Here is an 11,852-nt window from a genome sequence, read left to right as displayed (position 1 = left end):
GCTAGTTGCCTTCAGTCCGCTTACGGGCGGCGGTGGGGTGGTTGGACGGGCGGCCGAGCAGGGCGGCCGCCGCCGCGAAGCCCAGCGCGCCACCGGCGACGGCCGGCAGGATCGTCACGGCGTCGCCGTCGTTCAGCTTCGCGTCGAGCGCGCCCAGGAAGCGGACGTCCTCGTCGTTGACGTAGATGTTGACGAACCGGTGCAGGCCACCCTCGGGCGTGAGCAGCCGGCCCTTGAGGCCCGAGTGCTTGGCGTCGAGGTCGTCGATCAGGCCCGACAGAGTCGCACCGGAGCCCTCGACGACCTTCGAACCACCGGTGTAGCTGCGCAGGATGGTCGGGACGCGAACTTCGATAGCCATGACTGTGATGCTCCTAGTAAAGAGAGAAGTCGAAAGAGTTCAGGGCAAGGTCGGCAGGGTCGCGTCAGCGACACTCGTAATAGACCGATGCGGGGCTCTGCCCGAACATGTACGACTGGACGGCGTTGCCGTCCGCACTCCCACTCACGCGTCAACCGTCGCATCCACGATGTTGACCTTTTCCTCGGTCACCACACCGTCCACGATACGGAACGAGCGGATCTCCTCGGAGTCCGGCTCGCGGGTCGAGACCAGCACGTAATGGGCACCCGGCTCCCCGGCGAACGAGATGTCGGTGCGGGACGGGTACGCCTCCGTCGCGGTGTGCGAGTGGTAGATGACCACCGGCTCCTCGTCGTTGTCGTCCATCTCGCGCCAGACCCGCAGCTGCTCCATCGAGTCGAACTCGTAGAACGTCATCGAGCGGGCCGCATTGTCCATCGCGATGTGCCGGGTGGGCAGGTCGCTGCCGATCGGGCCGGCGACGACGCCACAGGCCTCGTCGGGGTGGTCCCGGCGGGCGTGGGCGACGATCGCGTCGACGATCGCACTGTCGATGGTCAGCACGTTGTTCACATTACCGTGACACAGCGGAAGACAGGGCGTGGCAGTGCTCACGCGCGTACGACGCGGGTGCGGGGGTAAAGCTCCTGAAATGAAGCAGCGAACAATCGGAAACGTCCAGGTGGGCGCCATCGGGCTCGGCGGCATGCCGATGTCCATCGAGGGACGCCCCGACACCGACCGCTCGGTCCGGACCATCCACGCCGCGCTCGACGCGGGAGTGACGCTGATCGACACGGCCGACGCGTACCACCTCCACGCGGACGAGGTCGGCCACAACGAGTCGCTGATCGCCCAGGCGCTGAGCAGCTGGAGCGGTGACACCTCCGGCGTGCTGGTCGCCACCAAGGGCGGCCACCTGCGCCCCGGCGACGGCTCGTGGACGGTGGACGGCTCCCCCGCCCACCTGCGCGAGGCCGTCGAGGGATCACTCAAGCGCCTCGGCGTCGACGCGATCGGCCTCTACCAGTTCCACCGCCCCGACCCCGGCACGCCGTACGAGGAGTCGGTCGGCACCATCCGTGACCTGCTCGACGAGGGCAAGATCCGGCTGGCCGGCATCTCGAACGCCACCGTGGACCAGATCCGCCAGGCGCAGGAGATCCTCGGCGGCCGGCTGGCCTCGGTCCAGAACCAGTACTCGCCGGCGTTCCGCTCCTCGGAGCCCGAGCTGCGGCTCTGCGACGAGCTGGGCATCGCCTTCCTGCCCTACTCCCCGCTGGGCGGCATCGCCCGGGCCGGCGAGCTGGGTGACCGGTTCTCCGAGTTCGCCCGCATCGCCGAGATCCACGGCGTGAGCCCGCAGCGGGTCACCCTGGCGTGGATGCTCAGCAAGAGCGAGCACGTCATCCCGATCCCCGGTGCGAGCCGCCCCGAGTCGATCATCGACTCGGCCCAGGCCGCCGACCTGACCCTCACCGCCCAGGACCTCGTCCAGCTGGACGCGGTCTAGCGTTCCTGGATCTCGGGGAGCGCGTTGAGCAGGGATTCCTGGAGATAACCCAGGTACGCGTAGACCGAGAGCTGGAAGACCCGGCTCGAGGCGGGGTCACGGATCACGGCGTCGTCCAACTCGTCGCCGAGGTCCGTGTCGCCCTGGATGTCGAGCCGGGTGCCCATCGCGAGACGGGCGTCGTTGATCGCGCGCAGCCAGGCCTCGGCCTCCTCGCCGTCGAGGCGCACCTCACCGGGGCCGTCGTCGGGCAGGGCGGCGAGGATCGCACCGGCCTGATCGATCTTGCCCGTCTTGAGGTCACCCTCGGTGTAGAGGCGGAACTCGGCGGAGTCGTCGGGCCGGTCCGGGTAGATGTCCGGGAAGAGGCGCCCCACGACCGGATCGGTGTGGTCGAAACCGTCCATGAGCAACCCCACGACCTCGCCGGCGACCTTGCGCAGCACGCGCACCTCGTCGACGGCGAAGGTGGCCACGCACTGACTGCCGTTGCGTCGGAACATGTTGTCAGTTCACCCGCCCACTCACCCCCGGTCCACCGTCGCCCACAGACCGTAGCCGTGGAGTTGCGAGGCGTCCATTTCCATACGCTCGCGCGCGCCGGTCGACACGATCGCCTTGCCCTTGTTGTGCACGTCCATCATCAGCTGCTCGGCCTTGTCGTGGCTGTAGCCGAACAACTTCTGAAAAACCCAGGTCACGTACGACATGAGATTGACCGGATCGTCCCAGACGATGGTCACCCACGGCCGATCATCAGCCGGTACCTCCTCGATCTGCGGCGTCTCTGCGGGAGCGACCTGAGGCAACGCCATGCCCCCCATCGTGCCACGCCGATTCGGGCAGGGGTCGAACCGCCGACTCAACCGCGCCGTACGGGCGTGGGATATGGGCGTCCCCGAGCCCGTTCCGGCACCGGAGTCCCCGGCGGGCGCCCGGGTCCGCCCCGCCAGGCTGGACCCGGGCAGTCGCGCCGGCACCGCCGAACCGTATGGGACTCCGGAGGGTCCGGACAGATGTCTCATTACTCACCGTTTCCACCCCGGTTACTCATTCTCGAACGCGGTACGACCCGTGACCTGAAGGTGACGGATCTCGATATGCTGACGCGGTGGAGCACTGGGAATTCGTCGGTCGCGCCGACGAGTTGGCCCGCCTCACGACGGTCGCGACGATCGATGCCGAGCGTGGCCTGATCCTCAGCGGAGCCGCGGGCATCGGCAAGAGTCGCCTGCTCAACGAGGGTGTCGCCGAGCTCCCACCCGAGCACTACGCGGTGCACTACGCCTCGGCCAACATCGCCAGCTCCGGTCTGCCGTTCGGTGGTCTGGCCCAGATCCTGCCGCCCGATCCACCCGCCGGGCTCTCCCCCGCCGGGCTGCTGCGCTGGGCGGTCGACGGCCTGCACGACGCGGCCGGCGACCGGCCCATCGTGCTCGCGATCGACGACGCGCACCTGCTCGACGCACCCTCCGCCGCCCTGGCCCATCTCCTGGTGCGCGAGGGCGCCACCCTGCTGGCCACCCTGCGCATCGCCGAGCCGGTGCCGCCGCCGATCAGCGCACTGTGGACCGAGGGACTGCTCAGCCACGCCGAGCTGGCGCCCCTGACCGAGGACGAGTCGCGGGCCCTGCTCACCGGTCTGGTCGGCGGCCCGGTCGAGGCGGGTTCGGCGCAGCGGCTCGCACGCCTCGGCGGCGGCAACCCCCTACTGCTGCGCGAGCTGGTCCTGGCAGCGGTCGGCGGGGGTGAGCTTGTCCGGACGTACGGATTCTGGCGCTGGACCGGCCGTCTGACGCTGGCACCGAGCCTGGCCGACCTGGTCGACACCCGCATCGGCGGTCTCACCGGCGGCGTCCGCGACGTGCTGGAGCTGGTGTCCTTCGGCGAGCCGGTCGGGCTGTCGCTGCTGTTGCGCGCCGCGGAGCCCCGCGACGTGGAGACCGCCGAGGAACGCGGGCTGATCCGGGTCGGCGTCGACGAGCGCCGCCGCGACGTCCGGCTGGCCCATCCGCTCTACGGCGAGGTCGTGCGCCGCCGCTGCCCGGTCACACGGTCCCGGCGCCTGCTGGCGACCCTCGCCGACCTGGTCGAGGGGGCCGGCGCCCACCGCCGCGACGACCTGCTGCGGGTGGCGGTCTGGCGGCTCGACTCCGGGACGGCCCAGGGCGGCGCCCTGCTGCTCGACGCGGCCCGGCAGGCGTTCGCCCGGTTCGACATCGACCTCGCGCGCCGCCTCGCCGCGGCGGCCCACGACGCCGGCGCGGGTTACTCCGCCGCCGAGCTGCTCGCCACCGTGCTGCTCTTCGCCGACAGCCCCCAGGAGGCGCTGGCCGTCCTCGACGCCACCCCGGACGACAGCGCCCGCCGGCTGACCTCCCGCGCCGCGGTCGAGTTCTTCGGGCTGGGCCAGGCCGCCGCGGCCGACCGGCTGGCCGCCGCCGAGCTCGCCGATCCGGCCGAGGCCGCGCGGGTCCGGGCGTTCGAGGCGTTCATCCGGCTCCAGCTCGACGAGCTGGCCACGGCCCGGTCCCTCGCCCGCGGTGTGCTCGACGAGCCCGCATCCGGCGTCGCGACCAAGGCGCTGGCCCGGTGCGTGCTGGCGTTCCTGGCAGCGGCCGGGGGCGACCCGCGCGGCAGCGCCGAGCTGATCGCCGCGGTCGAGGCCGACACGGCGGCCTGGCGGCGCGACACCCCGACCCTCCAGTACGCCCTGCAGATGGCCGAGGGCACGCTGGTCAGCGTCTCCATGGACCTGCCCGCCATCGACAAGATCCTGGCCGCCGAGTTCGCCCACCTGGCCCAGGCCGGCGGTTTCGGTTTCGGCTCCGGCTGGGTCTCGCTGCTGCAGGCCCAGGCCTGCCTGCTGCGCGGGCAGACCGAGGAGGCGTTGCGCGCCACCGAGCAGGCCTGCGCGGCGCTCGCCCCCGCCCGCGTCTACGACGGCAGCGCCCACTTCGCCCGCGCCAACGCCGCGGCGCTCCGCGGTGAGGTCACCGTGGCCGTCGACTCCCTCGCCGTGGCCGAGGCGTCCGCGGGCACCGCCGTCGGCCTCTACTACGCCTGGCAGGAGCAGGCCCGCGCCTGGACCCTGGCCTGCCGGGGCGAGCTCGCCGACGCCGTACGGGTGCTGCACCGGTCCGCGACCCGGCTCCGGGCCGACGGATTCCACGCCCACGAGCTGCTCGCCCTCTACGACCTGGTCCGCCTCGGCCGCCCGGAGCTCGCCGCCGACCGCATGGACGCCCTGGCCACGACCGTCGGCGGGCGCGCGACACCGCTGCTCGTCCGGCACGCCCGGGCCGCCGCCGACGAGGCCGCCGAGGACCTGTTCGCGGTGGCGCGCGAGTTCGCCGTACTGGGATATCAGCTCTTCGCCGCGGAGGCCGCGGCCGGCGCGGTCCGGATCTTCCGGCAGGCCCGGGATCCGCGGGCGCTGGCCGCCAGCACGCTGATGGCCGACGTGCTGGCCCGCTGCGGTGTCATGCGCACACCCGCCCTGATGGCCGTCCAGCCGGCGCTCACCGTCCGCGAACGCCAGGTCGCCGAGCTGGCCGCCGAGGGTGTCCGCAGCCGCGAGATCGCCGACCGCCTCTACCTCTCGCCACGCACCGTGGAAAACCACTTACAGCGCGTCTACACCAAGCTGGGAGTCAACGGGCGGGTCGAGCTTGCGCCCGCGCTTCGCCTGCTCCCGCAATAAGGTTGGCGGCGTGACAACTCCCTTCGCGCCCGCGCTGCTGACCGACCAGTACGAGCTGACCATGGTCAGCGCCGCTCTCAAGGACGGCACGGCCGACCGCCGCAGCGTCTTCGAGGTGTTCGCCCGGCGGCTGCCCAGCGGGCGCCGCTACGGTGTGGTCGCCGGTCAGGGACGCCTCATGGAGCTCATCCGCGACTTCCGGTTCACCGACGAGGACATCACGTTCCTGCGCGGCGCCGGTGTCGTCGACGAGACCACAGCGGCGTGGCTCGCGGATTACCGCTTCACGGGCGACATCGACGGGTACGCCGAAGGTGAACTGTTCTTCCCCGGCTCCCCGATCCTGACCGTCTCCGGGGGCTTCGCGGAGTGTGTGGTCCTGGAGACGCTCATCCTGTCGGTGCTCAACCACGACTGCGCCATCGCGGCGGGTGCGGCCCGGATGGTCACCGCCGCCCGGGGACGGCCGATCATCGAGATGGGCTCCCGGCGTACGCACGAGGAGGCCGCGGTGGCAGCGGCCCGCGCGGCCTACCTGGCGGGTTTTGCCTCGACGTCGAACCTCGCCGCGGGCGGCCGCTACGGCATCCCGACGACCGGCACGTCGGCGCACGCGTTCACGCTGCTGCACGACGACGAGCCGGCCGCGTTCGCCTCGCAGGTCGCCGCGCTGGGCAAGAACACGACGCTGCTCGTCGACACCTACGACATCGCCCAGGGCATCCGCAACGCCATCGCGGTGGCGGGCCCGGACCTGCGCGCGGTCCGCATCGACTCCGGCGACCTGTCGGTGCTCGCGCAGCACTCCCGCGAGCTCCTCGACTCCCTCGGCGCCACCGAGACGAAGATCATCGTCTCGGGCGACATGGACGAATACTCGATCGCGACGCTCGCCGCCGAGCCCGTCGACATGTACGGCGCGGGCACAGCCGTGGTCACCGGCTCCGGCGCGCCGACGGCCGGCCTGGTCTACAAGCTGGTCGAGGTCGAGGGCCGCGCGGTGGTCAAGCGCTCCGAAAACAAGGCCACGGTCGGCGGCCGCAAGACCGCGATCCGGCGGCACAAGCCCACGGGTACGGCCACCGAGGAGATCGTCGTCTCCCAGGGAGTGCCGGACCACGTCGCCAACGACCGGCTGCTGCAGCGCTCGTTTGTCGTCGGCGGCGAGGTCACGGCCCTGCCGACCCTCGCGGAGTCCCGCGACCACCTGCGCCAGTGCCTGATCTCGATCCCCTGGGAAGGCCTGAAGCTGTCCGCCGGCGACCCGGCCATCCCCGTCACCGTCGTCCCGACCGCCTGAGAGGTTTCTCATGTCCCGCGCCCTCATCATCGTCGACGTCCAGAACGACTTCTGCGAAGGCGGCTCCCTGGCCGTGGCCGGCGGCGCCGGTGTCGCCGCCGGCATCACCCAGGCCCTGACCAGCGGTTCCTGGGACCACGTCGTGGCGACCAAGGACTACCACGTCGACCCGGGCGCCCACTTCAGCGCCCATCCCGACTTCGTCGACTCGTGGCCGGCGCACTGCGTGGTCGGCACCGGTGGCGCCGACTTCCACCCGGCGCTGGAGACCGGCAAGGTCGAGGCGGTCTTCCACAAGGGCGAGCACGCGGCGGCGTACTCCGGCTTCGAAGGCCACACCGCCGAAGGCCAGGGCCTGGCGGACTGGCTCCGCGCCCGCTCGGTCACCTCGGTCGACGTGGTCGGCATCGCCACGGACCACTGCGTCCGCGCCACCGCCCTGGACGCGGTAGCCGCGGGCTTCTCGACCACGGTCCTGCTCGACCTCACCGCGGGCGTGGCGCCGGCAACCACCGAGGCCGCGCTGACCCAGTTCGCCGACGCCTCGGTGGCCACGACCGGCCGGCCGGTGGTGAACTCCGTCTAACCGATTTGGGGTTGTCGTACCCCCGGCGCAGACTGTCCGCCGGAGGTTAGGACCGCAATGACACTCACGCCTTACCGGGAAACCCTCGCCCTGCCCGGGATCCGCTCCCTGCTCGTCGTGGCGACGCTCGCCCGCATCCCCATCACCGCCGGCACGGTCACCCTGACCCTGCACGTCACCCAGGACCTCAACCTCGGGTACGGCGCAGCCGGCCTCGTCGGAGCCGCCTTCACCGTCGGCAGCTCCGTGGGTGCCCCGGTGATGGGCCGCATCACCGACCGCAAGGGCCTGCGCCCGGTGCTGGTGCTGACCACGGTCGCCGAGGTCGCCTTCTGGACGTCGGCGCAGGCCATGCCGTACTGGGCGCTGCTCATCGCAGCCCTGGTCGGCGGCTTCCTGACCCTCCCGGCCTTCGCGGTGGCCCGCCAGTCGATCGCCGCCCTGGCCCCCGAGAGCCATCGCCTGCCGGCCTTCGCCCTCGACTCGATCACCACTGAGCTTTCTTTCATGACCGGCCCCGCCCTGGGCGTCCTGGTCTGCACCACCGCAGGCCCCCGCGTGGCGATGCTGGCGGTCGGCGCCGGCATCCTCATCTCCGGCGTAGGCCTGTACCTGCTGAATCCCCCCATCCGCGGCAAGGACGAGGCTCCGATCTCGGCGGCCTCCCGAGTCCCCCGCAACACCTGGCTCCGCCCCCGCCTGGTGGCCGTCCTCGCCATCAGCAGTGCCGCAACCCTGGTCCTGAGCGGTACGGACGTCGCCGTGGTCGCAGTCCTCCAGAACTCCGGCGAGGTGGAATGGACCGGGGCCGTGCTCGGCATGTGGGCGGCGTACTCGCTGGTCGGCGGCTTTGCCTACGGCACGGTCCGCCAAGGCCTCTCGCCTCTCACCCTGCTCGCCCCCATGGCTTTGCTGACCATTCCCGTAGGCCTGGCGGGCGGCCATTGGTGGCTCCTGGGCCTGCTGCTGCTGCCCGCGGGCGCCCTCTGCGCGCCCACCATCACAGCGACGGCGGACGCGGTCAGCCGCCTGACCCCGGCTTCGGCCCGCGGCGAGGCGATGGGCCTGCACAACTCGTCGCTCACCGTGGGGGTGGCCCTGGGGGCTCCGCTGGCGGGCGTTGTGATGGACACCTGGTCGCCGGCGTGGGGCTTCGCCGCGGTCGGCGGGGTAGGCCTTGTGGTGGCGGCGCTGGCACTGCCCGCAGAGCTCCAACGCCGCCGCGACGTGGCAACGTCGCCGTTGAACCCCGAACTCCCACCGCAGCAGACCGGCGGCATGCCGGCTGGGCCGGTCGACGCCGACGCCGACGCCCCACCCCAGCCGGCCGCCGACCGGCCGACCAGCTCGGCCGACGCGGGGGTCTAGCCCTGCCTTGATGGGCTTCACCCGCACACGGGGCCGCACAGGGCCAGACGATGCGCTGCGTTTGCTCGTCGGTGTTGGCCGGCGTCGTTATTCGGCGAGGCTGGGTGCCTGGCGGGACCAACGGTGCGCGTCGAGTTCCTCGACGATGAAGCGCGCGACGTCGGTGCGTGTGATGCGCCAGCCGCCCTGGGGTGTGCTGTTGTCGGTGGCGCGGTAGCCGCCGGTGGGTTCGCGGTCCTGCAGGTAGGTGGGTCGCACGAAGGTCCAGTCGAGATCACTGTCACGCACGATCTGCTCCATGCGGGTCATGTCGGCGTACAGGTCTGCGCCGATGGGGCGGATCAGACCCCGGTACCACCAGGCGTGGTGGGGGTCGTCGCGCCGGACGCCGACGGAGGTGATGGCCAGCAGCCGCTTCACCCCGGTGGCCTGCATTGCCGACACCGTGGCGCGGGCGCCGTCGGAATAGAGGTTGTCGGCTTTGCGGCCGGAGGCGCCGATGGCGGAGACGACAGCGTCGTGACCTTGGATCACGGCGCGCAAGTTGTCCGCGTCGCGGACGTCGGCACGTTCCACCCGGAGACCCGGGGCCGCCGGGACACTTGCGGGGCTACGGACGGCGGCGGTGACCTGGTGGCCGCTGTGCAGGGCCTCCGCGACGATCAGGCGTCCGGTGCGGCCGGCGGCCCCTAGAACCACGATGTTGAGGCTCATGCTGCTGCGTTCCTTTCAGCGGTGGGCAGGGCGAGGACGACGACGGCGCAGAGCACACAAGTGGCGGCCACGATGAGCGCGCCGGTGATCAGGGCGTGGGCCGGGGCGGCGTCGGCGAGGAAAACGGTGCCCAGGACGGCGACGCCGAGGGCGGTGGCGATCTGCTGGACGGCGTTGATGGTTCCGGAGGCGCTGCCCACCTCGCCGGGGGCGGCGACGGCGAGGGTGCTCTGGATCAGGGGGCCGAAGAGCAACCCCAGTCCGAGGCCGCTCACCAGCCCGGCGGCGGCGAATGCCAGGTCCGTCGGGCCGACGGCCGCCACAACGGCGAATCCGAGCACGCCGATCAGTTCCACGCCGAGTCCGATGTGAAGGAGGCGGCGGCCGAGGCGCGAGAACAGAGCTGGGACGAGCAGCGAGGAGGCCGCGATACCCACGGCCACGGGGGCGAGCGCCAAGCCCGTGTGCAGCGCCGAGTAGTGCAGGCCCAGCTGCAAGAACAGCGACAGGATGAGCATCAGCCCCCCGGTTCCGGCGAACAGCAGCACTGCCACGGACAGCCCGGCGACGAAGGGGCGCTTACGCAGCAGAGCCGGAGCGAGGATCGGAAAGAGACTGGTCGTCTGGCGTCGTGCGAGGGCGGCGAACGCGAGTACTGCGATGGCCGGCAGGGCGAAGGTCCACCACGGCCAGCCCGCTTCCCGGCCCTGGATCAGGGGCAGTACGAGCCCTGCGGACCCCGCCGCGACGAGTACCGCGCCGATCGGATCGAGACGTGCTGCGCGGTCGCCGTCATCGGCCGGCATCCAGGCCAGCGCTCCGAGGATGGCGAAGGCCCCCAGTGGCACGTTGATCAGGAAGATCAGGCGCCAGTCGAGGCCGCCGAGGTTCCAGGCGATCAGCAGGCCGGCGAGGATCGGACCACCGATCCCGGCCAGCGCGCTGACCGGGCCGAACAACGAAAAGGCTCGGCCGCGTTCCCGAACACCGGTGAACACGGTCGACAGCACGCCGAAGCCTTGCGGAATCATCAATGCGCCGAGTGCTCCCTGCGCCACCCGTGCCGAGATGAGCATCGTCGGCGACACGGCGAGCGCGCAGACCAGGGAGGCGAGCGTGAATCCGGTCGCGCCGATGAGGAAGAGCCGTCGTCGTCCCCACCGGTCACCGAGCCTTCCGCCGATGACGAGCAGGACACCGAACGGGAGCACGTAGCCCGCTGTCAGCCACTGCAGAGTGGCTTCTGTCCCGCCGAGCCCAACCCGTACGGAGGGACCGGCGACGGTCATCACGGTCGAGTCGAGCAGATCCATTACGCCGCCCGTCAGCACCACCACGAGCACCCACCAACGCTTCTCCATCACATCTCCTAACGAACGTTGTTCGTCACGAACCATGTTCGTTGCGAACGGGGTTCGTCAACAGCTAAGTTGATCCAGTGACTGACAGCACCGGCCGCGTCCGAGACACCCCGCGTACGCGCCCTGCCAAAGCGCCGTTGAGCCGCCACGCCGTCGTAGCAGCCGCACTACAACTGATTGACGAGGTTGGCTACACCGCGGTGACCATGCGCCGCGTTGCCCAGGCGCTGGACACCGGCCCGGCATCGCTCTACGTCTACGTGGCCGACCGGGACGAGCTGATGGCCGAGGTCTACGACCTTGCGCTGGCCGGAATCCACCTGCCGGGCCCGGCCGACGGCGACTGGCGGGCCCGGCTGGAGCTGCTCATCAGCCGGGCCATCACCACCCTCGCGAGTCATGACGACATCGCCCTCGTCGCCATCGCCCGGGTGCCGACCGGACCGCACGCCCTGCGCATCCTCGAAGCGACGATGACCCTGCTCCGCGCCGGCGGCATCGACGACAACCTCTGCCCGTGGGCAGCAGACCTGCTCGACCAGTTCGTGACCTCATCGGCCCTGGAGCTCGCCGCGAGGCTGCGCGACCAGCGGGCCTTGATCGCTGCCGAGGGTGCGGCCGGGGCCACCGAGAGGGCTATGTCCGAAGCCGCCGGGTCTGAACTCGACGCCGTCTACGGCGGCCTACCAGCCGACACCTATCCGACCATCCATGCCCTGCGCCCGGCCATGACCACCGCCGGCCGCGACGGCCACGCCTACGCCAACTGGAAACTCAGCGTCATCATCGACGGGCTGCTGACCCATCGCGGACCGTCGTAGAGACTGCCGCGTTCAGGGCCTACCCGTCGCCGTTACAGCAGTTGACGTCAGCCCACTCCGGCTGATCGGGCAGGATCGGTGGAGCCGACCGCTACGGCGCCACATCGGCCGAGCTGTCGAAC

At 71.2% G+C, this 11,852-nt stretch carries 11 protein-coding genes and 1 pseudogene; 6 read left to right on the top strand and 6 right to left on the bottom strand.

The window, feature by feature from the left end; translation table 11 throughout:
- Nucleotide 1 precedes the first annotated feature (1 nt).
- Nucleotides 2-361: a MoaD/ThiS family protein gene (locus AFR_RS06420; protein ID WP_023359089.1), complete on the bottom strand. Its 360-nt coding sequence runs from the start codon at nucleotides 359-361 to the stop codon at nucleotides 2-4.
- 64 nt (nucleotides 362-425) lie between these two features.
- A pseudogene (locus AFR_RS06415) lies at nucleotides 426-928 on the bottom strand (M67 family metallopeptidase).
- Nucleotides 929-1,016: 88 nt separating this feature from the next.
- On the opposite strand from AFR_RS06415, the gene AFR_RS06410 reads away from it, so the two are divergent.
- Nucleotides 1,017-1,877 (top strand): aldo/keto reductase, encoded by an 861-nt coding sequence (locus AFR_RS06410; RefSeq protein ID WP_023359087.1) that lies wholly within the window; start codon nucleotides 1,017-1,019, stop codon nucleotides 1,875-1,877.
- Here AFR_RS06410 and AFR_RS06405 read toward each other — a convergent pair.
- Nucleotides 1,874-2,380 (bottom strand): DUF2017 domain-containing protein, encoded by a 507-nt coding sequence (locus tag AFR_RS06405; protein WP_023359086.1) that lies wholly within the window; start codon nucleotides 2,378-2,380, stop codon nucleotides 1,874-1,876. The two genes, AFR_RS06410 and AFR_RS06405, sit on opposite strands and share 4 nt — an antisense overlap.
- A 21-nt stretch (nucleotides 2,381-2,401) precedes the next feature.
- Nucleotides 2,402-2,692, bottom strand: a complete 291-nt coding sequence (clpS, locus tag AFR_RS06400; protein WP_023359085.1) for an ATP-dependent Clp protease adapter ClpS — start codon at nucleotides 2,690-2,692, stop codon at nucleotides 2,402-2,404.
- A gap of 296 nt (nucleotides 2,693-2,988) precedes the next feature.
- On the opposite strand from clpS, the gene AFR_RS06395 reads away from it, so the two are divergent.
- The 4 genes from AFR_RS06395 (at nucleotide 2,989) to AFR_RS06380 (ending at nucleotide 8,834) form a co-directional block, all read left to right on the top strand.
- Nucleotides 2,989-5,580: a helix-turn-helix transcriptional regulator gene (locus tag AFR_RS06395; protein ID WP_023359084.1), complete on the top strand. Its 2,592-nt coding sequence runs from the start codon at nucleotides 2,989-2,991 to the stop codon at nucleotides 5,578-5,580.
- A gap of 61 nt (nucleotides 5,581-5,641) precedes the next feature.
- Nucleotides 5,642-6,880: a nicotinate phosphoribosyltransferase gene (locus AFR_RS06390; RefSeq protein ID WP_052359660.1), complete on the top strand. Its 1,239-nt coding sequence runs from the start codon at nucleotides 5,642-5,644 to the stop codon at nucleotides 6,878-6,880.
- Nucleotides 6,881-6,890: 10 nt separating this feature from the next.
- Entirely contained in the window at nucleotides 6,891-7,466 is a 576-nt protein-coding gene (locus AFR_RS06385; protein WP_023359082.1) for an isochorismatase family protein, read from the top strand.
- Between the two features lie 57 nt (nucleotides 7,467-7,523).
- A complete protein-coding gene (locus AFR_RS06380) occupies nucleotides 7,524-8,834 on the top strand; it encodes an MFS transporter (protein ID WP_023359081.1) in 1,311 nt (436 codons plus the stop codon).
- Between the two features lie 87 nt (nucleotides 8,835-8,921).
- On the opposite strand, the gene AFR_RS06375 is transcribed toward AFR_RS06380, so the two are convergent.
- The gene (locus tag AFR_RS06375; protein ID WP_023359080.1) at nucleotides 8,922-9,548 is read right to left on the bottom strand and encodes an NAD(P)-dependent oxidoreductase; all 627 of its coding nucleotides are present in this window, start codon (nucleotides 9,546-9,548) and stop codon (nucleotides 8,922-8,924) included.
- Nucleotides 9,545-10,909, bottom strand: a complete 1,365-nt coding sequence (locus AFR_RS06370) for an MFS transporter (RefSeq protein ID WP_023359079.1) — start codon at nucleotides 10,907-10,909, stop codon at nucleotides 9,545-9,547. Before AFR_RS06370 ends, AFR_RS06375 begins: the two co-directional genes overlap by 4 nt.
- A 206-nt stretch (nucleotides 10,910-11,115) precedes the next feature.
- Here AFR_RS06370 and AFR_RS06365 point away from each other — a divergent pair, with 206 nt between their 5' ends.
- Nucleotides 11,116-11,730, top strand: a complete 615-nt coding sequence (locus AFR_RS06365) for a TetR/AcrR family transcriptional regulator C-terminal domain-containing protein (RefSeq protein WP_023359078.1) — start codon at nucleotides 11,116-11,118, stop codon at nucleotides 11,728-11,730.
- The last annotated feature ends 122 nt before the right edge of the window (nucleotides 11,731-11,852 follow it).

Source organism: Amorphoplanes friuliensis DSM 7358 (genome assembly GCF_000494755.1).
Taxonomy (GTDB): Bacteria; Actinomycetota; Actinomycetes; order Mycobacteriales; family Micromonosporaceae; genus Actinoplanes; species Actinoplanes friuliensis.
Note: the sequence above shows the minus strand (reverse complement) of the source record. Positions and strands in the feature narration are given on the sequence as shown.